The sequence below is a fragment of the Paenibacillus hamazuiensis genome (assembly GCF_023276405.1).
GTDB lineage: Bacteria > Bacillota > Bacilli > Paenibacillales > NBRC-103111 > Paenibacillus_AF > Paenibacillus_AF hamazuiensis.
In genome coordinates this window covers 2,426,609-2,450,343 of record NZ_JALRMO010000001.1, presented here as the reverse complement: position 1 = coordinate 2,450,343, position 23,735 = coordinate 2,426,609, and the positions used below count along the sequence as shown (strand labels likewise).

19 protein-coding genes and 1 riboswitch are annotated in these 23,735 nt (G+C 49.5%); of the genes, 1 reads left to right on the top strand and 18 read right to left on the bottom strand.

Annotated elements, in window-relative coordinates; translation table 11 throughout:
• Positions 1–270: 270 nt before the first annotated feature.
• The 7 genes from MYS68_RS10800 to MYS68_RS10770 all read right to left on the bottom strand — a co-directional run bounded on the left by MYS68_RS10800 (position 271) and on the right by MYS68_RS10770 (position 9,125).
• The gene (locus tag MYS68_RS10800) at positions 271–1,734 is read right to left on the bottom strand and encodes a carboxylesterase family protein (protein WP_248925850.1); all 1,464 of its coding nucleotides are present in this window, start codon (positions 1,732–1,734) and stop codon (positions 271–273) included.
• Between the two features lie 149 nt (positions 1,735–1,883).
• Positions 1,884–2,480 (bottom strand): 3'-5' exonuclease, encoded by a 597-nt coding sequence (locus tag MYS68_RS10795; protein WP_248925849.1) that lies wholly within the window; start codon positions 2,478–2,480, stop codon positions 1,884–1,886.
• A gap of 55 nt (positions 2,481–2,535) precedes the next feature.
• Positions 2,536–3,378: an SPL family radical SAM protein gene (locus MYS68_RS10790; RefSeq protein ID WP_248925848.1), complete on the bottom strand. Its 843-nt coding sequence runs from the start codon at positions 3,376–3,378 to the stop codon at positions 2,536–2,538.
• 1,001 nt (positions 3,379–4,379) lie between these two features.
• Complete coding sequence (locus tag MYS68_RS10785; protein ID WP_248925847.1) at positions 4,380–4,802, bottom strand: gamma-glutamylcyclotransferase family protein; 423 nt, start codon at positions 4,800–4,802, stop codon at positions 4,380–4,382.
• A 44-nt stretch (positions 4,803–4,846) separates the two neighbouring features.
• Entirely contained in the window at positions 4,847–6,064 is a 1,218-nt protein-coding gene (locus tag MYS68_RS10780; protein WP_248925846.1) for an MFS transporter, read from the bottom strand.
• Positions 6,065–6,163: 99 nt separating this feature from the next.
• Complete coding sequence (locus MYS68_RS10775) at positions 6,164–7,168, bottom strand: thiamine pyrophosphate-dependent dehydrogenase E1 component subunit alpha (RefSeq protein ID WP_248930873.1); 1,005 nt, start codon at positions 7,166–7,168, stop codon at positions 6,164–6,166.
• A 131-nt stretch (positions 7,169–7,299) separates the two neighbouring features.
• Positions 7,300–7,392: riboswitch (cyclic di-GMP riboswitch) on the bottom strand.
• 326 nt (positions 7,393–7,718) lie between these two features.
• On the bottom strand, positions 7,719–9,125 hold the full coding sequence (locus tag MYS68_RS10770; protein ID WP_248925845.1) for an S-layer homology domain-containing protein: 1,407 nt from the start codon (positions 9,123–9,125) through the stop codon (positions 7,719–7,721).
• A 399-nt stretch (positions 9,126–9,524) separates the two neighbouring features.
• Between MYS68_RS10770 and MYS68_RS10765 the strand changes: the two genes are divergently transcribed.
• Entirely contained in the window at positions 9,525–10,157 is a 633-nt protein-coding gene (locus MYS68_RS10765) for a hypothetical protein (RefSeq protein WP_248925844.1), read from the top strand.
• A gap of 109 nt (positions 10,158–10,266) precedes the next feature.
• Here the strand turns inward: MYS68_RS10765 and MYS68_RS10760 are convergent, their stop codons facing one another.
• The 11 genes from MYS68_RS10760 to MYS68_RS10710 all read right to left on the bottom strand — a co-directional run bounded on the left by MYS68_RS10760 (position 10,267) and on the right by MYS68_RS10710 (position 23,688).
• Entirely contained in the window at positions 10,267–10,551 is a 285-nt protein-coding gene (locus tag MYS68_RS10760; RefSeq protein WP_248925843.1) for a hypothetical protein, read from the bottom strand.
• Positions 10,552–10,704: 153 nt separating this feature from the next.
• On the bottom strand, positions 10,705–12,210 hold the full coding sequence (locus MYS68_RS38820; RefSeq protein WP_248925842.1) for a response regulator transcription factor: 1,506 nt from the start codon (positions 12,208–12,210) through the stop codon (positions 10,705–10,707).
• A complete protein-coding gene (locus MYS68_RS10750) occupies positions 12,207–13,967 on the bottom strand; it encodes a cache domain-containing sensor histidine kinase (protein WP_248925841.1) in 1,761 nt (586 codons plus the stop codon). The genes MYS68_RS38820 and MYS68_RS10750 overlap by 4 nt, the downstream gene beginning before the upstream one ends.
• 45 nt (positions 13,968–14,012) lie before the next feature.
• Complete coding sequence (locus tag MYS68_RS10745; RefSeq protein WP_248925840.1) at positions 14,013–14,828, bottom strand: carbohydrate ABC transporter permease; 816 nt, start codon at positions 14,826–14,828, stop codon at positions 14,013–14,015.
• Positions 14,825–15,676: a carbohydrate ABC transporter permease gene (locus MYS68_RS10740; RefSeq protein ID WP_248930872.1), complete on the bottom strand. Its 852-nt coding sequence runs from the start codon at positions 15,674–15,676 to the stop codon at positions 14,825–14,827. The genes MYS68_RS10745 and MYS68_RS10740 overlap by 4 nt, the downstream gene beginning before the upstream one ends.
• A gap of 122 nt (positions 15,677–15,798) precedes the next feature.
• Complete coding sequence (locus MYS68_RS10735; protein ID WP_248925839.1) at positions 15,799–17,118, bottom strand: ABC transporter substrate-binding protein; 1,320 nt, start codon at positions 17,116–17,118, stop codon at positions 15,799–15,801.
• Positions 17,119–17,343: 225 nt separating this feature from the next.
• On the bottom strand, positions 17,344–18,108 hold the full coding sequence (locus tag MYS68_RS10730) for an SDR family NAD(P)-dependent oxidoreductase (RefSeq protein WP_248925838.1): 765 nt from the start codon (positions 18,106–18,108) through the stop codon (positions 17,344–17,346).
• Positions 18,109–18,155: 47 nt separating this feature from the next.
• A complete protein-coding gene (locus MYS68_RS10725) occupies positions 18,156–19,661 on the bottom strand; it encodes a tripartite tricarboxylate transporter permease (protein ID WP_248925837.1) in 1,506 nt (501 codons plus the stop codon).
• Positions 19,662–19,667: 6 nt separating this feature from the next.
• Positions 19,668–20,132, bottom strand: a complete 465-nt coding sequence (locus tag MYS68_RS10720) for a tripartite tricarboxylate transporter TctB family protein (RefSeq protein WP_248925836.1) — start codon at positions 20,130–20,132, stop codon at positions 19,668–19,670.
• 25 nt (positions 20,133–20,157) lie between these two features.
• Positions 20,158–21,168, bottom strand: coding sequence for a tripartite tricarboxylate transporter substrate binding protein (locus MYS68_RS10715; protein ID WP_248925835.1), 1,011 nt, complete (start codon positions 21,166–21,168; stop codon positions 20,158–20,160).
• A gap of 243 nt (positions 21,169–21,411) precedes the next feature.
• On the bottom strand, positions 21,412–23,688 hold the full coding sequence (locus MYS68_RS10710) for an AraC family transcriptional regulator (RefSeq protein WP_248925834.1): 2,277 nt from the start codon (positions 23,686–23,688) through the stop codon (positions 21,412–21,414).
• Positions 23,689–23,735: the final 47 nt, after the last annotated feature.

Here is a 23,735-nt window from a genome sequence, read left to right as displayed (position 1 = left end):
AATACATCTACTGACTGCTGACTACTGGGAGGACTGGTCGGTTTGAACTAAGATGTGTAGATGTCAAAAGACAAGAATATGTAGTCATTAGAATCCGCGTAAATCGCGTTTTTTTTATTTATAGATATATATTCCTGTCCAAATCGAAGGATAAGAATATATATCCTTTACCGAAATGGACAAGAACAAACATCCTTAACCGATCAAGCGGGGCCGGGGCAGCACGTGAGAGTTGGATCGGTGCGCGACCCCGTGCGCGTAAGGGGCAGTTCAGGGCCGTTCAATGCCCGCGAAGATGCGCAGGACTTCGGCCGCATGGGCGGTGGGGTCGAATGGTGGGTTGCCAATCCCATGTGTGATAGGTTCCGTGGTTACGGAATTCCAAAGCCGTTCGTGTTTCCCTGCGGCAAAGTCGATGAGGGCGTCGCGGACGAAGGTGTCCCGGATCGCTTGTTCGTCGCTATGTCGGGGGCGTTGCTGGCCAACGATGCCGTACATCTCCGTGCCGTGTACCGCTGGTGCACCCTCGACAGGGCCAACGGAGAGCAGGTGAGCGTTGCCGCCTGCAGCGGCGTGGGCGAGTGCCGCACGGGCGGCGGGCAGGGTATAGATGTAGTCGGTCAAGAGCGCCCCGCGTACTTCGACCGGAGTACGTCCGTTGACGTCGTAGGCGGCGACGATATCCCGAGCACGGCTTCGAGGGATCCGAGACTTCGTTACCAGTTCGTCAACAAGGTTGTCGATGCTGCCCGGGTCGAACTGCTTGGTATCGTTAATAACCCACCAGTCTACCTCGTTCGTCGCCGTGCTAAAGAGAATGTCAACATCGCGCTGACGCCCGGATTCGAGAACTCGCAGCGGTGTGTCGATGAGAACACCACCGGTCTGAGAGTGATCGTTCACAATGCCAATCGTCGTGTTGTCGATGCCGTTTCGGTCGCCGATGTCACGTGGGCCAACCTTGAAGAGCGTCTCAGAGAGGAGCTTTCCATCCAGGGTGAGCAGTTGTTCGGGATCGTCAGCGATGCCAAGTTCGGTGAGAAACTTGTTCGCTAGTTCTTCAGCCCACCAGGCCGGAACGATCCGAGAGGCGCCGCCGGAGAACGCAGCGAGGCGATGGTAGAGTCCGTCAGCTGCCGGCGCTGCGAGGAGCGCTATCGAGGAGAACGCCCCAGCGCTGTGGCCGGTGACGGTGACGTTCTGAGGGTCGCCACCGAAACGAGCGATGTTCTCCTGTACCCATCTTAGTGCGGTGATGATGTCCTGTAGGCCGAGGTTGGTGGCGTCCGCGAACACTCCACCGTATTGGGAGAGGGAGAGCCAACCGAAGGGACCGAGCCGGTAGTTCAGGGACACCCCAATGGCGCGGCCGGTCGCGGCGAGACCTGAGGCGTTCGAGGTGGTCTGGGTGTTCGCGCCGCGTTCGAAGCCGCCACCGTAGATGTAGACGACCACGGGGAGCGGTTCGTCGCCAGCGTCTTCGGGTGCCCAGACGTTAAGGTTCAGGCAGTCCTCGCTGAATCCGTTGTCGGCCTCCAACCAGCTATTGTCGCCGGGTTGCAGCGGGGCGGGTCCCTTCTGGTCGTACGGCAGGGCCGGGTTGAACGGCAGCAAAATGGGTCGGCGGAAGCGTTCTGCACTGGCGTAGGGGATGCCCAGCCAGGAGCGGACCGCTTGGCCAGCGGCATCGGTCATATGTTCGGTGCTTCCGTTGAGGGTATGGTCAGGTTTCATTTGTAATAGTCCTTTCATAGTTAAGATGATATGATCATTTTAAGTCATTGTTTATAATAATAAAAGGTGAAATCAAGACTATAACTGACATATTTCGGACATTTCAATCAGCCCATCGGCCTTGGATTGAAGTTGGCATTGCCAACTACCTATTTTTGATTTATTTTATATTTCCTGAAAGGCGTATACCCACCTGAATACAGTGATCCCGCTTGAAATCCCAGGGATTTCGCAAAAAGCAGCGGATCACATTCCTTTTGCTGTTCCATTAAATTTAACATAATTTGGGCACATGCCCGGGCATCATCGAGCGCGTTATGGTGATTTAGACGAATTCCGAAATAGTGAGAAATAATGTTTAATTTGTGGGAGGATAGCTCTTGTAGCAGCTTTTTCCCAATTCTGTACGTACATAAATATTGTATCTCTGGATAGCTTTTTTCAGCGGCATCTAAACAATACCTCAGCACGCTTATATCAAAAACAGCATTATGTGCAATAATAATTTCTCCGGATATTAGTGGTTCAATGGTTGTCCATAGTTCTCCAAATATAGGTTGCTTGTCAACCGTGGAAGGTGTAATACCATGGATGGCCATATTCATTCGATTAAAGGGCTGTTGTGGATCAATTAGCCATTCATATTCACCAGTTACAATCCCATCCCTAACTTGAACTAAACCCAGAGAGCACGCACTCGATCGGTTTAAGTTTGCGGTTTCAAAATCAATTGCTGTAAAATTCAAAAGTTCATTCTCCTTTATCTTCCTAATACCTTAAAAGTAGGATAAAACCCGCCTATTAAAATACTTTTCCTTTTAAGGGATAAACCTTATCTGAAGAAATAAATATCATTTCTTCCGGAAAAAACTTTTTAAAATACTTTTCCACTCTAAGATGAATATCCATTTGATACCATCCGGACAACCCGTTCTCTTTAAACAAAAATGGCATGCCTAAGCGCTCAGAACGTTTCCCCCTTGTTCCATCTCCAATGTTAAGTGTGTCGATGTAGATCCGATCAACGATGGACTCCAGTGTTTTAGGAAAATCGGGTGTGAATGGAAGTACAGGCGAAATGGAAGCTTGGGTAGCGATTCCTACGTTATTCATTTCTTTTAATGCCTTCAAGCGTAACTTAATACCTGGAGCATGGGGAGCGAACAATCGTTTCATATCTTCCCGATCTGTTTCTATAGTCATAGAGACAAGGACCTCGCATTTTTGATTTAGTTCAAGTAATAGGTTAAGATCCCTTACTACAAGAGGACTCCGTGTTTGTATCTGAAGGAAATCTGGAGGGTATTTGACCATTTCCTCTAAAATAGAGCGTGTTAGCTCTGTCTTCCGTTCCAGTGGTTGATAGGGATCTGTTGCAGTAGACATAAAAAGATTAATGGACTTATTTCTCCGGCGGAGATTGACCATCTCATTCCGATATTTGTCGGCCGCATTTGTTTTGATGCTTACCCATTCTCCCCATGGAGTATCACTGTACTTCTGAATAGGCATTTCTCTAACGTAGCAATACCTACATCCAAATGCACAACCACTATAAGGATTTAATGAATGTGTGAAACCAACACTTGAATCTCCTTGCATTTCAGTTAAGATTTTTTTTGCTGTTATGCTATTAACCCGCATGTTATCCTTCCTTATTTTGGGCAATGATCTCACATTAGGATTTCATGTTACTTCTAGCCACTACCTGTTTTGTTTCGTTCCAATATTATGATATGATCATTTTAGGTCATTTGTCAGCTTTTCTGAAGGCAAAAACGGGAAATTTAATGATATTTTACGGACATTTCAATTCATCAAATACTTTTAAAGGAGGTTCGTGTAATCGTTCATTCATTCAATCAGGAAAATAATATAAGACCTCTTAAATATAAACCCGTGCTTTCTTACCCATACGATCTGGAGATTTTTAGTGTATCTTCTCTCAAAGAGCGAACACCAGAGGAACGTATGAAAATTACTTATCGTTATGAATTTTATATGCTCATTTGTGTCACGGAAGGAAATGATCTTCACGATATGGTAAAACATAGTTTTGACCTGACGAAACCCAAACGTAAAGTGAAGAAATAATACCGCAACGTCCTGCTCAGATAAAGGCACTTGGTAAGCGTCATAATATAATGGAAATTTATTGGAGTTGATTTCTTGATGAATAATGAATGAAAGAAAGATACTTATTAAGTAAGCAACGGGAGCTATTCTTGCATCGTTTAACTCGGAACTTGAACATGATACATTAGAAGTCGCTATTTTAGCGGCTTTTTGTTTTATCTGTAGGAGTGTTACCGCGCGAAAGATATCGTCCGCGAAACAAGTGCCTTACTTGAGGCGGTAGAGTAGAAGAAAGAATGATTTGTGTGCAGTAACATAAAACTCCGAACTTTGTGCCGCGTGACAACCATGATTGATTTTCATACATCTGTACAAAATACGGGTTTTGTGAAATAGTATTAATAAGCTCTGTTTGTATGACTCCTCGGTAGAGTTTGCAATTGCGTGTTATAAAACGCAAAAAGTTCGTATTTTCAGGTTCCCAACGAAACCCTGAAATACGAACTTGATATCAAATCAGTAGCATTATGACTGAGTTATCACATGGCATAAAGTTAGGAGTATTATGTTTACTGTACACTAATCGTTTCACATTTAAATACGCCTCGCTGCCGCTCCACGCTTCGCCACGAGCCGGTCGCGATTTCCGGGAAGCAACTCGGATCGTGCCTTACATATACATATACCCAGCCTTCACGATTTCCGTCGATATCAACGATGCGCATGCGCTCGTATTCGTTTCGCGGGTCCCCCGGTGCATAAAAGTTCTCCAACTGATCCAACGCCGGCAGCCCGGCTTCGCTTACAGTCATCCATTCACCCACGATAACGCCATCAGCGTGGCTCTCGGACAGCATTAGCGCAGGGTACGGTCCGACATTGTACAGCGTCCCTCGGACAACGCCCGGCTCAACAGCTATTAGATAAGGAGCGACAATATGATGGTTAGCTTCCCCTTTTAACAACGTGCCATAAACAAATAGTCTAATCATGGCCCAATCCCCTTTCTTGAAATACAAATTGGTTGACGGAGAAGTCAAGCCTCCGCCGCATTGCGATCCTTTGGAAGCAGTAAGGCAAACACACCCAGCAATGGAAGGAAGGCGCACAGCTGCATAACGAATTCAATACCTCTCGCATCGGCGACCCAGCCGAGCACGCCTGAGCCAAGACCGCCGAGACCGAACGCCAAACCAAAAAACAGTCCGGAGATGAGACCGACATTACCCGGAAGCATCTCTTGCGCATAGACGACAATGATTGAAAAAGCCGATGAAAGAACGAACCCGGCGCAGATGACGAGCACACCGGAACCGAACAAGTTTGCATACGGCATCAGAAGACAGAACGGCGCAGCTCCAAAAATGGAAAGGAATATGACGTTCCGGCGGCCATATCGATCTGCAATCGGTCCTCCAAGCAGCATTCCGATCGCAGACGCGAACAAAAACATGAATAAAAGCAATTGCGCATGCGCAATCGACAAACCGAAGTTATGAATCAAATAAAACGAATAGTAGCTAGTTATGCTGGAAATATATACATACTTAGAAAAAAGTAAGAGCACAAGGAGCGCAATCGCCCAAGCGATCCGGTTCCGTGACAATGTTGCGGTGCGGTTTGCACGGGGTGCCCCGCTCTTCGTACTGGCGTGCTTCGTCATGTTGGCACGGTACCAGCCTGCTACGTAAACCTGGATCACAATGCCGGCCGATGCCGCAATTGTAAACCAGATGACACCAAACTGCCCCAAAGGGACGAATAATACCGCCGTCATAATCGGGCCAAGTGAGTTGCCGATCGTTCCTCCTACTTGAAATATCGATTGCGCGAGTCCGCGTCTGTTCCCGGCGGCCATGTGAGCAACACGGGAAGACTCCGGGTGAAATACGGCAGATCCGATCCCGATGGCGATAACAGCGAGCAAAATGGCGCCGAGGCTCGATGCCATGGACAGTGCAACGATACCGGACAATGTGAAAATGACCCCTATAGGCAATATACTGGGCCGGGGATGAGCATCCGCCAATTTCCCGACCATCGGTTGTAGCAGCGAAGCGGTCATACTCATGCAAAAGGCGATCAGCCCGATCTGCTTATACGTCAAATGCAGCGACTCTTTCAAAATCGGAAAAAGCGCCGAAACGGTCGACTGCATCGTGTCATTCAATAAATGCACGATACTGATGGCGATCAGAATCGGGAAAGCGGTCGGCGCTACAGCAGGTACCGATTTCGATTGAATGATAGACATAAATTCACCCCTCTCCACAGGAATTCTACATTGTCAGCAGAACAAAATTTAGACAATTCGTTCAACTCCTTCCTTCAATGACGGACATATTCCGTCCTCCTATTCTGCATAAACATGGTCCAGGGTGCTTTCTGGGATAGGATTTGGGGCATGTTCGGCATAATCCAAGGCCTCATCGACTTCTTTCACGATTTGGTCAAGCATTTTGTTCTCAGTTCGTTCATCCAGTAATCCGATTTCCTTCAGATAATACTTAAAGATGATAAGTGAATCTTGCTTCTTGATCTCTTCCACTTCTTCACAAGAATGATAAGTCCGATCGTCGTCTTCGCTTGTATGAGGAGCCAAACGGTGATGGACTGCCTCGATTAGCGTTGGTCCTTCGCCGCATCTGGCTCTGTCGACCGCATTTTTCGTAACCTTGTATACTTCCAGGGGATCATTTCCGTTCACACGGAATACGGGAAATCCATACCCTGTCACCCTATCGGCGATACTTTCACTTGTCACTTGCTTCGAATAAGGATGTGAAATGGCATTTTTGTTATTCTCGCAGAAGAAAATGACCGGCAGCTTGTGCATACCTGCAAAGTTGACTACCTCGTGAAATTCACCTTGATTGCAAGCCCCCTCTCCTAAAGCGGTTAATGCAACGAAATTTTCACCCTGCAAACGCCCTGTTAATGCCATACGAGCAGCGTACGGGGCGACGACATTGGAGGTTGTAAGCTTATGATATTTTCTGCTGCCGTAACTTCCGGGCATTTGCCTGCCGCCACTATTCGGATCACCGGCCCTTGCGAACGCTTCCAACAATAATTCCCTGGCTGTCATTCCGAAAACAATGGCCATCCCCATATCCCGATAATAAGGACACAAATAATCTTTCCTGCTATCCAGCGCATACGCAGCTCCAACCTGTGCCGCTTCATGGCCCTGGCACGATACTGGAAATTGGATTTTTCCCGCCCGATGAAGAAGCCACATCTGCTCGTCGACTTTTCGCGCTAACATCATATCACGGTACATGTAAAGAACCTGCTGATCTGATAAACCCAGTGAACGATGTCGACTCGCAATCTCCAGGCTTACATCATTTCTCATCATGACTGAGTCCTCCTCCCCATTAATAAACCCCAATGCTTCGGTCTACCGAAGGAAACGCTTTTTGGGAATGCCAAATAACCTCCTATCTTATCGGAATAAATATGAATAAGACGGAGGTTTCCGTCGTATTCGGCAACTGGCTGGCATCATGGAATATTTGTTCCACCTTAGCCCCTGTAGCTTTGCGTCCCCGTTTTTCAACTGGTTTGCCATTGTCGTACGGTTTATTTAATTGTCGATTTCTACATTTTAGCACTACATCTAAAATCTACTCTTTTCTTTCGTGAAAATCGATAGGCACTAAGACCTGAAATAATTAATGGATAATTTATTTAATTCGCCAGATTACGACAACTTTATTTCTCAGAGCATGACTGAAAAGTTGGTGCTGAGTGTGTATGAGCCTCCCCATAAAGTCACTTAAAATATAAAGTTGTAAACAGTTATGCTGTCTTTCAACCCTAAAAATAAAAACATCTGCCCAACATATTCGTGGACAGATGTCATGATTAGAATTCGACATGTAATTTATTCGAAGAATTACGTTTTACTTACTACTTGGGAATCTTTCTACCACTGCTTTTACATTGTTGACGATTTCAGCTGCATCCGTTTGGGACAATTCATCCTTTGGTTTAAACAGGTTTTCATCAGATAATTTAACGATTCCCAAAGAAGCCGCTAATTGAACGTAACTCTTATTCGAACTATCCACTTTATCCAAATCTTTGATGTCGATTACTACCGGCTTAATCATAGGCAGCTTTCCACTCGACTTGAGCGTTTGAACGAGCAAGCTTACGAACGATTCGCGAGTCATTATCGCATTTGGATCAACTTTAATTGCAATATCTGAGCCAGCAAGATCGAGAGCTTTCGAAATCAATTGCGCCCCTTCCCCGTAAGAAACGGCAACGGATGGCTTCTGATGAGCCTTAAGATATTCGGAAGCTTTCCCGATAATTTCGGTGGCGACAGTTCGTGTTAATTCGCCTTTCGGATTTATTGTTCCTTCGTCGGAAAGATTAATGAAGCCTAACACGATGGCCAATTGAACGGATCCCGAATATTCGACGTCGATTTGGTCATTATCCTTGATGTCAATCGGTTGAATGTTAATCATCGGCAGTTTCCCGCTTGTTTTGAGCGTTTGCATGAGCAGGTTAATAAACGACTCGCGGGTCATTTTCGCATCAGGATCGATTTTTATTTGGATGTCGGTGCCATCTTTGCCCAGCAGCTCCGCAATGAGTTTCACTCCTTGGGAGGCAGTCATGATCTCCGACGCGGAATTGTTGGAATGAGCTTTCAAATACTGAATGGCATTGAAGATTTCTTCAGCTGCTTGTTCGCGGGTCATAATTTGTTTCGGATTGAATGTACCGTCTGCATTCAACTTGACAATGCCATAGGAAAGGGCTCTCTGGATGGAGCCCGAATACTCTTCGCTCACTTGGTCTTTGTCTTTCATGTCGACTAAGACCGGCTTAATCATCGGTAAATGACCTATTCTCTCTATTGCCCGAATGAGTTGATGTGTGAATTCTTCTTTATTTTTCGATTGGTTGGGATCGAGGGATTTCGGCAAGTCGAGATTGTGGACGGCGGCCGTTATGAATGAGGCTGCATACCAGGCCTTATCGTCCGCATTTGTGAAATAGTCTGTTGCTTTCAGTTCTTTCTCGAATCTTACCGCATCAAGGTTCAATCCGAGTGTGGATACAAAGAGTTGAACGCTTTGAGCTTCAGTAAGGGGCGCATTTGGCGCGAACAGACCTGGTGCAACTCCTGAGATAATACCGCTTTGTTGAAGAGAGATGATTTTATCTTTTGCTGCAACATTGGTTAAGTCGGTGAAATCCGTAGACGAAGCGGCGAAGCTGTGCCCAACAAAAGCAAGCGACATGACGGCTGTAGCAACTGTAAGATTGACCATTTTAAAAACTTTTTTCATATTGTCCACCTCGTGTCGTGTTAGTTGTTTCACAAATTGTGATTGATACAAACACTAAACGGACTAAGGTTGGATAAGGTTGCATGTTAGCTATTTCGATTGATGGTCCGTCGCATCTGACGTTCCGCCCATTTTTCGCAATTTTGTTTATTCATCGTGCACCTTCATTTGTTTACGTAATAAATATTATGTTAATAATAAAGCTTGTCTATCCTCTTGAACTGCCTTGCGATCTTGGGTAGTAATCCGTCTCGCCACTCTTATTCCCTATCCTTTTACAAAAATAAACGGAACTTTTTTAAGAGGACAGGGATTATCAGTCTAATGTCGAATAATTCGATAATGAGAGCGGATTAACCTAACGGGCAGTATGATAAGAGTGATGGAGGGAGAAATGTTATGAGTGCATTAGAAAAACTACCTGAACCGGAAAGCTTAAAAAAGCTAATGGCTGTTCAAGCAGCTCTAAATACAATTCTTTGTGAGACTGAATGGCTTCGCTATCATAGCGTTGTTCAAGAATGGAATAAAGGCGTTTGCATGGCAAAAATAAATAATGGAGCAGGTGATCATGTTATTATTTTATTTTCCGCTGAAGGCACCATCATAAAGGGATTTGATCATGAATCCATACTAAGTCCATATGCACAAGACGAACATAAGGTATGGCCAGGGATTTATGATAACGTTCCGATCGAAATATTGCCACTACTTGAACATGAAGGAATTGAAAAAGAAGCTGTGACTTTTTGTATATGGCGTAAAAATAGTGATTCTAGCTGGCAGCAGGGAAAAGTTAAAATGCCAAGAGGAGCTAATGATGGTTCAGATTTTTTGATAGGAGCGATTTACCAAACACCGGAGGATTTCGTGCAATTTGCGAAAGATTATTTTGAATTAGCGCTGCCAGTTGATGTTGTTGAAAAAGTTTATGAGGGCGTCCCTATAACGGTGGAGATGATTCAAATGCTAAATCCCAACTGTGATGCAGAAGAAGTTTATCGGGAGTTAAAATCATTGAGGTTAATTTAGCGAAAAACAGATTGAACTAACGGAATCGATAGTTCAATCTCCAACCAAGACCAGGCTGCCGACATGGATCGGCAGCCTAGCTCCGTCTTTGAGCATTGACGCAACCCATCTACTTTGCCCCGGGTGACAGCGACGCCGGTACTCCCCCATCCTCCCTGTCTTCGTGTCCGGATAAACTTTCCACTTGTATCAAAGCAAGATCTAAATCGAACATTTTGGATATGCCCCTTGCACAAATCAAAGCTTCTTCCAAGGTTTCCCACGGATCTACAAAACCTTTGGCTTTCGTGTCGTCGTTATATAAACCCTCAACCTCTATGTAATATTGGTTATCGGCTCCCTTGTAAATCCTTATGCTGCTCAGACACTTTAGATTGTAAAAAGATATCCTCAAGACGAATACCTCCTGTAACCGGCGTTGTTTAAGGGTAACAATGCATAGATATTTATTATACATATCTCTGCTGAACAATCTCTGAACAAAATTCCAATGTAAGGGTTTTCGTAAATTCCAATAAAATAAGCGCTCTACTATGAGCGCTTAATGTCAACCGGTATGATTGCCTAAGTTTTTCTTAAAATCCGACGGATAAACGCCGTTCGTATCCTTGAACAGCTTCGTAAAATGCCTCGAGCTGTAATACCCGACCTTTTCCGCAACCTGCTGAACCTGCAGTCCCGTCTCGGCGAGCAATTCCTTGGCCTTATACATCCTCAATCGCGTCAAGTATTTGACAAAGGTGCAGCCGGTCTTTTTATGAAACAACGAGCTCAAGTAATTCGGGGTCACATTCAGCTCCCCGGCGATTTGGCCGATCCCGATATCTTCCATATAATGCTTTTCGATATAGGCTATGGCTCGCTCGACCAGGTCCCCCCCACCCGGCTCCGTTCCGGTCATCCGAAGGAGGGTTTGTTCGCCGAACTGCCGCAGCTCGCCGGCAAGCTTTTGCCGGGACAAGGGACTGGAGACGGAGGCGGAAAGCGCGGCGCCGAGAAAATCGCGGATCGCTTGAACATGATGGTCCCGAAGCTGAATTTTATTCAACAAGGCTTCCAGTTCATCGACTGTCTTGTGGTAATTCACGTAAAGCTTGTCGTTAAAATGCTGCGCAAGCAGTATCAGCAGCCTGCCAAGCACGGCGAAATCCGTTTCTGTCAAAGAGGATAGCTCGCGCGCGGACCACATTCGGCGAATGCCGTAAAGAGGTCTGAGCGACGCGCAGCTTTGCAGCTGCTTAAGCTCGTCGACGAGCGACAGAAAACCGGAGCACTCGCCGGTTAGAAACGCGGTAACGGCCGACTGCTTCGATTGAAACTGCGCCAAATTTTCGATCAAGCTCTGAAAGCAGTGCGCCAGTCTATCTTTGTGCCCGGCATTTTTGGCGGCATCCCACGCTCCGATCACTGAAAGCTCTCCGCCCGGCAGCGAAACAATCGCCACCCTCATTCCGCACGTAAAATGCTTTCCAAGCTCATCCCGCAAGACAGAGCCGAGCTCCCGCTGCAAATCGGCCAGGCGGGAAGCCGGACAGCAGCTGTCGATATAAAACACCATGCCTTGAAAATGCCCTTGGTAAAACAAGCTGTCGCCGCTTCCCCTCTCGACGTCAGGAGCTGTCAGCTCATGTATCATGGAGAACAGGTTGTATTCAAACTGGCGGTTTAACATCCGTTCGGATTCCGCATGATCCTGATAAATCCGATATAATGACGACTCAAGCTCCCGAGGGTCAACCGGCTTGAGCAAATATTCGGATGCCCCGAGCTTCACTGCTTTTTGTGCATATTCAAAATCGGAAAAGCCGCTGAGAATAAGCCATTTGGTTAGCGGCGAACATTCCTTCCCGCGCTGAATGGCCGTCAAACCGTCCATCACCGGCATGCGGATATCCACGATGGCGATGTCCGGCAATTCGGCAGCGACAAGTGCGACCAATTCCTCCCCGGTTGCGGCCTCACCGGCAACGTGCCAGGAGGCGCCCATTTCCGAGATCATGCTGACAAGGCTCGCGCGTATGAGGCTCTCGTCATCGGCAATGACGATATTCACAGTGGGCTCACATCCTTCCACGGAATGATGATCGAGGCGGTCGTGCCTTGGCCGATCGCGCTGTCGATGCGAAACATGCCGCGGCCGTATGCCAGCTTCAAACGCTCGCGCACGTTGCTGAGACCTACGCTTTCCCCGCCCGCAGCGGCATCGAATCCGGCTCCGTCATCGGCAACTTGAATCTCCAACACTTCCTCTTCCAATGAATCCACTGAATGATCGAACCTCCTGAACCGTCTGCTTGCGGCAACCGTCAAGGTGCAGGGCCGGAACAAAGGTTCGATGCCGTGAATGATCGCGTTTTCAACAAGCGGCTGCAGCAGCAGTTTCGGCAGCTTGATCTCCTCCAGGCCGGCCTCAAGCTCGATCCGAAACTGCAGCCTCTCTTGAAACCGGATGCGCTGAAGCTCGCAATATTTGGCAATGAAGTCGAGCTCATCCCGAAGCAGGGACCAGTCGTTATGTCCCAAAATGTAACGGAGCAAGCCGCTTAACGACAAGATGGCTTTTTCCAGCAGCTGGCTCTGCCCCGTCCGGTTGAGGCCGATAAAGCCGCTTAACGTATTGTACAGAAAATGGGGCTGGATTTGCGATTGAAGCGCGCGGTAATCGGCCACCCGTTGTCCGAGAACGGCCTTGTATTCCCGGTCGATCAGCTCTTCCAGCTGAGCGATCATCGTGTTGAGGCTTGCCCCGAGCTGGGCGATTTCGTCATGTCCGCGCGCCCGATAACGGCTCGTCAGATCCCCGCGCTGCACTTTTTTCATCACGTGAATCATTTGTTTGAATGGAGTAACAATCCAGTGCGATACGGTGAAAAACAGCAGCAGCGCAATAAGCAGCCCGCCTGCGGCAAACAGCAGCCCTACCCAATAGATCCACGAGAGCTGGGCGCGGATGACCGAATCGGGAAACAGCACCGCGATGCTCCAATTCGAACGGCTGATCGTTTTTTTCACGACACTGTAGGTTTCTCCCCCGCTTGTCACTTTCTCCCCTTGTGCGGCCAGCTTGGCGAGAACATCGGAAGACAGCGGATAGTTGGAATAAAGCAGATTATGATGATCGTCCATGACCGCCACGATCGAGCGGTTGTCAAAACGGACGCCGTTGATCATTTTGGCCAGCAAAATCGTATCTGCATCCGCCATGATAACCGCGAGCGGCTTCTGCGAGTCGGGGTCCTTGATAAGACGCGCGACGGAAAAAACCTCACGCTGCAGCGATGTGCTGATGTAATCCTGAACATGCGCGCTAATGAATGCAACGTTTCCGTCGCTTTCCACGGCTTTACGGTACCAAATCTGCCGGGAGAACGCGAAGTCCGGAGTCGACTCCGTCGTACCTGAAGGAGACGTAACGTAAACCGAGCCGTCGAAGGGCAGCAAAATAACGCCTAAAATATCTTTACGGGTGTTATTCAGGAATTTGGGCAGCGTATACGCAAGTGCGATTTCCGCCTGCATTTTGGAGTAGGCGCTGGCCTCGGCGTATTGGCGGCTTGCTTTGAGTTTAAGCGCCGCCATGACGTCGTTGTTCAAATACGGCGCGATCGTCATGCGGTCCAAATCGTCCAAATACGTCTCAATATTGTAAGTGAGCGCCGTCAGCGTATTATCGGTCAGGGCTTTCGCCTGCTTCGCAATGATCGAGCTGTAATAATCGGGAAGCTTCATAACAATGAGGGCTACCGGAAAAACAATCGTTGCCAGGAACAGCAAGGTCAGCCTGAAGCGGATCGAGTGCAGCCATTTCATACCCGGACGTCCTCTCCCTGAAGCGATGGTATGGTATAGTCCATTTTATCCTTTAACCGCTCCCGAAGACAATCCGTGAATAAAATAACGCTGCAAAAAGAGATAGACCGCCGAAATGGGAATCGCCGCCATAAAAGAGCCGGCTGCGACCCAGCCGATATTGTTGTTGTATTGTCCGAAAAAGCTCGCCAGCGCCACCGTCACCGTACGCATCGAAGGCTGCTGCAGGAAAAACACCGAAAACTGGTAATCGTTCCATATCGCCACACCGCTTAAGATGATGACCGTTGCGGTGATAGGCTTCAGCAGCGGCAGCAAAATCCGGTAAAACAAGCCGAGCCGTCCGGCTCCGTCGATCATCGCCGCTTCGTCGAGCTCGCGCGGGATCGTGCCGATGAATCCGGTGTACAAAAAGATCGTCATCGGCAAATTAAACGTCACATGCAGCAAAATGATGCCCCAAAAATGGTTCATCGCGCCGATATCCACCATCAGTTTATACAGCGGCACCAATATCGTCAGCGGCGGTACGATAAGCGCCGATATGAACAGCGTATAGATGAATTTGTTCCACGGCGTTCGGTGGCGGGATAACGGATACGCGGCGACCGATCCGAGGATGACGATCAGCAGGACGGCAAACCCCGTCACCGTTGCATTATTGATAAACGCGGTGCCTAAATTCGCTTCCCGGAACGCGTTCGTAAAGTTATCGGTGTACCAATACCCGGGCATAATCCATTTTGAACTGGGGTCGTCCGCCGCTTTCATCGAGGTGGTGATCAAAATGTAAAACGGCAGCACGTGTATGAGACAAATGATCAACGCCGCGGCATTTAACCACACCCGTTTGCGCATCATGACGTCACCTCCCGGCGCCGCAAATACATCAGGGCGAATATGCTGACGACCGAAATGATCGCGAACATCAAATTGCCGATCGAAGCCGCGTAACCGGCATCCTGCCGGCCAAAGTACAGCTGGTACATGAGCGTGGAGAGAGACGCCGACGCGTAGCCCGGACCGCTGTTCGTCAGCGCGGTAATCACGTCGAACAGCTTCAGCCCGCCGATCAGATTAAGCACCATGCTGACCGTAAAGGAAGGCGCAAGCAGCGGCCAGGTGACATGGCAAAATCTCGCATAAGATCCGGCTCCGTCAATCGTTGCAGCCTCGTAATAATCTCTCGGGATCGACTGCAATCCCGCCAAAAATATGACCATCGCAATGCCGAGGTATTGGTACGTATTGACAAACGTAATGATCCAGACGTTGAGATCCGAATCTCCGAGCAAATTGGCGGGTTTCTCCTGAAACAGCAGCAAAATATCGTTGATCGCCCCGCCCTGGTATTGGAAAAAGAAATACCAAATATATCCCATTATTAGCGGGCTGATGATGACCGGCAAATAGACGATTGTCCGCGTAAGCCCGCGGGTTGCCAAGCTTCGGTTTAAAAACAGCGCGTAAGCCAACCCGACGATATTTTGCAGGATCGTACTGCCGATGCCGTATATAAACGTATTCCAAATAACTTTGCCGATGTCGGGGTCGGTGGTCATTCTTTCGTAGTTCGCGAAGCCGATCCATTTGTATTCCTGGGAATACCCGTCCCAATTCGTAAAAGAAATTTGTATCCCCTTCAGAAAGGGGTAAAAAATAAACAGCGCAAACAAAATGAGCGCCGGCGCATAGAGCAGATTCAGCATGGCCGGCGAATGGAACAGGCGGCGGACACCGCTCTTCGTCCGTCCGGCCGATGGCAGCTCTGCCGCAGCCATTTCTGTCTTCGTCAAGGTAACGGTCTCCTCCTCCCTATCGTCATCGGGGGTTATTTATTTCTTAGTCTCTCGACTTCCTGCTTCATTTTCTCGGAATACTGCTTCGGCGAGACGTTGCCGGCGAGCAGCGACGTGCCGGTTTTGCACATCACGTCCCACATGCCGTTAGGCAAGTACACGCGGTCAAAGTACGGGAATACGCGGATGCCGGAATATTTGTCGTAATACGGGGTGAATTCGTGTTTTGCCGTCACACCTTTGAGTCCCGGGGGCAGCTTGGTCACATTCGCGAACTTCGCCATATTTTCCGGCTTCGCGAAAAACGCGATCAGTTTCTTGGATTCCTCCAAATGCTTGCTGTCCTTCCATGCGCCCATCGTGTAACGCTCTCCGCCCGAGAAGTTAGGTGCATCGCCGGCCACCATCGCCGGGACAGGCATGAAGCCGATCTGCAGATCCGGTTTGATCTTGTGCACTTCGTCCGCGAACGACGGGCCGAGCAAGGTGAACGCAACTTTGCCTTGTGCGAACTGCTTCGGCAAATCGCTGTATTTGGCCGTAAGCACGTCTTTATTGATATAGCCCTTCTTCTGCATCTCCAGAAGCTTTTCCGGAAGCGGCGTCCATTTGTTCCAATCCATTTTGTTGTCGAGCAAATTTTGCGCTTCATTTTGCTGCGGGCTGATCAGGAGCGACGTCGCGAAATAATCGAAAAACTGCCCGATCATCCAATCGTCAACGCCGGAAAAATAAAACGGAGTCACTTCGCCTTTGCTTTCGTTTTTGATTTTCTCGGCGGCCGCCATCAGCTCGTCGAACGTTTTCGGCGGCTCGATGTTATACGATTTCAGCAGATCCTCGTTATAGGTGAGACCGTCTTTCGCCTCGCTCATGACGAGCGCATGCACCTTGCCGTTTTTGTCGGTTACGACGTTTTTGATCGTGTCGGTCATCTGGGAGACCCATGGCTGATCCTTCAGATCGGCCAAATATTTGCCGTAGCGAATAATCGCCCAGCCATGAGTATCGAAAATGTCCGGCAAATCGTTCGCCGCCATTTTCACCTTGAGAATATTTTCATATTCGGAGCCTGGGAACTGCAGATCGACCTCGAGATTCGGATTTTCCTTGGTGAAATCGGCCGCAATTTGCTTGTACACCTCTTGAACCGGCTTGTCGCTGGTCGAGCCGTATACGGTGATTCTCGTTTTGTCGCCGCCTCCGCTTGAGTTCCCACCGCTGCCGGGATTGCCGGCCGGAGCCGGACTGTTCGTCGCCGCCGCGCCTCCCCCCTGCCGTTCCGAACACCCCATCAATCCCAGGGATAAAGCGAAAATGATGGCGAACATGCTTAAAGCCGTTTTTCTCATCTTGTCAATTGACCTCCTCTAAGGTAACGGTTATGATTACGTCATTATCGTAGCAATTTTGGTTGCGCTTACATATGTAGCAAATCTACGATGGCCGCGCTCATTTTTAATATCCGCGACTATGTCCCGGTGCCCTCATCTTAAAGAAAATGCGCGCGCGCATCAAGTGCAAAAGAAAAAAACGCCAAGCCGCATGGTCGCGACTTCGCGTTTTTTTTCGATTCGTTACCGCATATAGGCGCCGCCGTTAATTTCGATCGTTTCTCCGGTAATAAAACCGGAAAGCGACGATGCGAGGAACAACACGGCGCCCGCCACATCCGCCGGCTCCCCTTGGCGGCCGAGCGGCGTGCCGGCTATCGCCGCCTGCCGTCCCTCCTCCGAGGTTAGCTGCGCATGGAAGCGGGTACTGCCGATAAAACCGGGCGAAACGCAGTTGACGAGCACGCCGTAAGGAGCGGCCTCTTTGGCCAATCCTTTCGTATAGGCGATGACGGCCGCTTTGCTTGCCGCATATATGCTGGCGCCCGGCCCTCCCCCATGATGGGCGGCAACGGAAGACATATTTACGATGCGGCCGCTTCTCTGGGCGAACATGCCGGGCAGCACCGCTTTGGACATAAATACGGTGCTTTTCAGATTCAGATCGATGACCCGGCTATAAAGCGATTCGGTCATTTCCGCGTTGGCCAATCTCTCAAGCATATGCCCCGCATTATTTATCAAAATGTCGATCGTGCCCATCTCCGAACCGATCTGCTTCACCAGCACGGCGATTTGCTCCGCGGAAGTAACATCGCCTTGAAAAGCCTGCGCTATGCCGCCTGCCTGCCTGATTCGGCTCACCACATCTTCCGCTTTCTCGCGGCTGCTGTTATAATTGACGGCCACTTTGGCACCGGCCTCGGCCAATACTTGCGCAATGCCCGCGCCTATGCCCGAACTGGCACCCGTTACAAGCGCCACTTTTCCCGATAAATCGATTTGCATGTTCAGATCACTCCTCCGCAAATGTTCGTTTTGTTTCTACTAACGAGCTACAGCTCCACGTCGGCGGAATACCCCCGGCCTTTTTTTCTGAAGCCCGATATGGTGCCGAAGAGCAGGATCACAATTGCCAGACCCAGTATCATTCCGGATATCGGCCTCTCGAACAGCCTCAGAAATGAACCGTCCAGAAGTTTTAACGATTGCAGAAGCGAGCTCTCCATCATTTTGCCAAGCACAAAGGTCAGCACGATCGGAGCCATCGGAATATCCGTTTTTTTCATCAAATAACCCAATATGCCGAAAACGAGCATAACTCCGACGTCAAACAAGCTGTTGTTCGCGGTATACGCCCCTACGACGGAGATGACCAGGATGAGCGGATAAAGCAGCTTCGGCGGGATCATCGCAATGCGGGCCCACCAACCGGCCATCGGCAAATTCATAAACAGCAAGGCGATATTGCCGACGAACATGCTTGCCACAACGCCCCATACGAATACCGGATTATTTTCGAACAAGGTAGGTCCCGGTGTTAAACCGTGCATCATGAACGCACCCAAAATGATGGCGATTGTCGGCGAACTCGGAATGCCCAGTGTAAAAAGCGGAATTAATGCCCCGCCGCAATAGGAATTGTTGGCCGTCTCCGGACCGGCTACCCCTTCGAGCGCACCTTTGCCGAACCGGGACGGGTCTTTGGCCAGCTTTTTTTCCAGTGAGTAGGAAAGAAGCGCGGGGATGACGGAATTCGTGCCGGGAATGAGGCCGATGATAAAACCCAGGACCGTTCCCCGTCCGATCGCCTTCATGCTGGGACCCCACTCCTCCTTGCGCGGCAGCATTCCCTGCAGCTTGGGAGGTTTTTCGGAGGAAGCCATATTCTCAATTCCGATCAAAATTTCCGATAAGCCGAACAAGCCCATAGCGACAATGACAAAATCGATTCCGCTCATGAGGTTGGGAATGTCGAAAGTGAAACGCAGCGTACCCGACATCGGATCGATGCCGATCATCGCCAGATTCAGGCCAAGCAGCGCGGATAATAAGCCGCGAACGATCGATTTGCCCATCAGCCCGATGACGCTGGACAAACCCAGCACCATCAAGGCGAAAAATTCCGGCGGACCGAAGCGGAGCGCCCATTCGGCAAGCGGCGGCCCGATGAACACAAGTCCGAGAATGGAAACCGTGCCCCCGATAAAAGAGCCGAGACCGGCGATGCCTAATGCCGCCCCCGCCCGTCCCTGTTTGGCCAGCGGGTTACCGTCCAGGCATGTAACGACCGATGCCGCTTCGCCCGGCGTATTGATCAGCACCGAGGTGATCGTTCCCCCGTACATCGCTCCGTAATAGATGCCGCAAAGCATGATGATCGCGGAAACCGGTTCCATGCCGAAGGTGATCGGCAGCAGCACCGCGACTCCGGTCGTCGGACCGAGGCCCGGAAGCACGCCGACCAGCATGCCGATCGATACGCCGATAAGGCAGTACAGCAAATTCCATCCGCTTAAAGCGGTTGCAAATCCTTGTGCAATCACATCAAAGTCCGGCATGCGTCATCACCCGATCCAATCCCATATTTGGCCGCCCGGCAGCGGCACTTCAAGCCATTCGCTGAAGGTGAAATAAATCAGCAAGCATGCCGACAAGGCGATGGCCACAGCACGCGGCCACAGGTAAGAACGTATCAAAAGCAAAGTCACCATCAAACTTCCGGATATAATAAAACCGAGCAAATCCAGCGTCAAAATAAAGATGGCAACGGAAACAAGCACCATCAGAACGTGGAGCAAGTCCTTTCCTTTGGGCATCGCCATCGACCAAACGATAGGTCGGCGGATCGAGCCGAGCATGTACAGGATGGAAACGATAAGCAGCGACCCGCTTAGCCATCTCGGAAACAAGCCCGGTCCCGGACCCAAATTGCTATAATAATCAAGCTCCCACGATTGCCAAAAGATCATGGCCGACCACGCCATCACGACAAGCGACATATAAAAGCCCAAATTTTGCTTCCAACTCATGAAAATGACCTCCGGCGGAATGGAACTATTTTTTGGACAGGCCAAGTTCAGGAATGAGCTTGCCGAATTTATCGTGGTTTTCCTTCAAATATTGGCCAAAGCTTTTGCTGTCCTTGGCAACGATGGTGAGCTCGTTCTTTTTCATAAATTCTTTAAATTCGGCATCCTCCATTCCTTTCATAAAAGCATCGGAGAGCAGCTGCACGATCTCATCCGGAGTATCCTTCGGAACGCCGAGTCCTCTCCACGTCCCGATATAGCTGAATTCGATGCCGGTCTCTTCCTTTAGCGTCTTGACACCCGCCAGCACCTCGGCCGGCTTGTCGTCCAGCACGGCGAGCGCTCGCAGCTTGCCCGACTCCACTTGGGATTTCACCTCGGGCGGGCTGACCGGCACCGCATCCACATGGCCTCCGAGCAGTGCTGAGATCGCAGGCGCCGCTCCTTCAAACGGGATGTGGTTATATTTTGTCCCGGTGCCTTTCTCCAAAGCGGCGGCGGCCAAATGCCAGATCGCCCCCGTCCCGGAGTTCCCCAGCTTGAGCTGCCCCGGATTCGCTTTTGCATAGTCCAGAAACTCTTTCATCGTTTTCCACTGGCTGTCGGAACGTACCGTGATCGCTGCCGGCTCGTAGTTCATCATTGCGATCGGTTTGAAGTTTTGGTACGTAATCGGCGACAAACCGAGGTGCGACAAAGTTGTAAGCTCCACCGTAATCACCGTTACCGTGTAGCCGTCGTTTTTCGCATTCGAGCCTTCCGTCATTCCGACCGAGCCGCCGCCGCCCGTTTTATTGACGACTGTAATCGGCTGCTTCAAAATTTTTTCCGCTGATTTGGCCAGCGCCCTCGCCGTCGTATCGGTGCCTCCGCCGGCTGCGAACGGAACGATCAAGCTGATCGGCTTTGTCGGAAAGTCGATTTTTTTACCCCCCTGCGTTCCGGTTGTTTGCGCCTTTCCGCCGCATGCGGTGAGTACGGTCAACCCCGCAATAACCGTCATGGCGAGTGCTGCATTCCACTTCCACCTGCTCATACCTCTACCTCTCTTCTCCAAGTATTCGTTTGAAAGTCGGACCGTTTGCCCGCTCGCAGCGCTCCAAGCTGCAAGATCAGTCTATGGCTGTCAGACGCTCCCGGCAATCTGCCGTTTTTACAGCAAATCGGCAAATACGCCAAAAGCGCTTGTTTTTGGCCGATCTGCAAACTTTTAGTTCGATCTGCATGCTTGTGCATGCCGGAAAAGCAAAAAAATTGGGGACAAGCCCCAATTTTTGGATTAATACGGTTTGCTGATCTCCCGGAATTTGCCGGGCGTCATTCCCTTCACCTTACGGAAGCTTCGGATAAAGCTCGTTTCGTTCTGGTAGCCGACGTGCATCGCGATGTCCGCTATTTTACGTTCCGTTTCGATCAGCAGGCGGCAAGCTTCCTCAATGCGCAGGTTGGTCAAATACTCGTACACCGAAAAACCGGTTTCCTGTTTAAATATGCTGCTGACGGACGAGGTGCTCATCTGGATCGAATCGGCGATGTGCTGCAATCCGATATTTTCACTCAGACGTTCTCTCATGTATTGAATCATTCGCTGCACAATCGAGTGTTCCTTGCGGTTCAGCCGGTTTTTGAGCGCGGTCGCTGTGTGAACCGATACATCAAGAAGGAGTGCGGTGAGATCCTCAAGATCCATCATTTTCAGCTGATGGGACGTATAATCCTCCAGAGCGGCCGGCTTTAAGAGATCGTGTGTTTGGCTAAGCTCCGCCAGCAATTCTATCCACCCGTCGGCAAAGGAATAAACCGAATCCGGGGAATGGCGCATTTCCAAAACCGCTTCGGACCATCGTTTGATGCTTTCGGCAAGTTCCTGAGATTCGCCCGACTCCGCGCAGCCGAGCCATTCGCGTTTTACCTTTTCCGCTTGCGCCTCGGTAAAATCTTTATGCTGCATAACGGGATGGGCGCAGATGGTTTTCCCGAAGCCCGCATATAAGCGGTAAGCCAAAGCGGCTGCGGCTTCGGAATAAGAGCGGTGCAGCCCGGAAATCGACGGGACCGGCGTTCCAAGGCCCGCGGAAAGCTGCATGTGCAAATATTTTCGGGACATTTCAATGACTTTATCGAACTGGGCCTGTGCGGACTGTATAGAATCCGGCTGGCTTCGTTTCGGCTGCACGATCAAAAGCAGGTTCTCTTTGTCAAGAGTGATGCCGATGGAGTTCCAATCGGGCTCGAAAATTTCATGAATGAGATTGTTCAGCGCATATTTCAGAAGAAGCTGGTCTTCTTCGCTGAATTCAGCCGACCAAGCCTTGTAACGGTTAATTGAAACGATGGCCGCGGTCAGCGGCGCTTCGGTCCATTCCTGGAAATATCTTTGCCATTTGAATTGAATTTCTTTGGCCCCTATGCGGTGAAACAACACATCCTGGACATACTTGGCGCGAATTTCCGGCAGACTCTCCCTGCTGATCGCGGAGTTCAAGTCAAACTCCCTGATCAGCTTATGAATGTACTGCTCAATATCATGTAAATCTCCCGGCGCATGCGACTTCCCATCCTGCCCGATCAGCTCGCGTATTCTTTTGACCGGACGGGAGGCCGTGAAGCTGTAATAATAAATGGCTACGCACCCGATCACAATCGAGAGAAGCGAAAGCATAACGATGATGTTGCGCACCAGCCGAGCGTTCTTGAGCAAATCCTCCAAAGATATTAACGAAACCCAGCGCCAGCCCGTCATATCGGAAAACGCCTGGTTGGCCAGGTACACCGTCTTCCCCAGCTTCACTTCCTTAAAAGGCTGAATATCGATGGCTTCGATCACCTTGTGCATGTCCGTCTCGGTAACAGGCAAATTGGTTTTCGGATAAATCAGTTCCCCGTCCAGGTTGAAGATATACTGGGGTGCGTTTAACTGGGTATGGATGCTCGTAAACAGCCGGTCGTAATCGATATTCAAAACGACAAGCCCGACGAGCTTATCTTCGAAGCGGATCGGACGGTACAACGAAATCAGGTCTATCCTGGCAGGTGACGCTTCGGATCCGTCTCCGGTCGACCTTTTTTTGATCAGCAACGGTTTTTTCTCCATATCCTTTATCCACGCAAGCCAGCTTTGATCATTGATCTCCTCGAACGCTTGCTCCTGCCCCGCTTTCGAAGAAATGACCTTATGATTTGTCAAATCAGCTACATAGACCGAGTGAATATCCTCTTCGAAAGCGCTTGCTTTCAAGTAAGACAGAAGGCTTGCCGCAACCTCCGGCTTCCGTTCGCCGGAAGATGAAACGAAGTCTGCGACCAGCGGGTGGAAAGAAAGCTGTACCGCCTTATGATCGTAATTACGGAAAGCCCGGTTCGTTACATCCAAATTGATTCGCAAAAGCTCTGCGTTAGGCTGGTTTAATTCTTTGTCCAGCTTGTTGCGGTAATCGTAATATAAAAAAAGGCTCGCCGAGGAAATGAACGTGGAAATCAGCAAGGTGAGCAGGAAAATGAGCCTGATTTGTTTGTTGGTGAATAAAAGCTTTGCGTTGAACTCTCTTTGCAGCATATGCAGTGTCCCTTCTGCCGTCGAGTAAACGGATGGAATGCATCGTT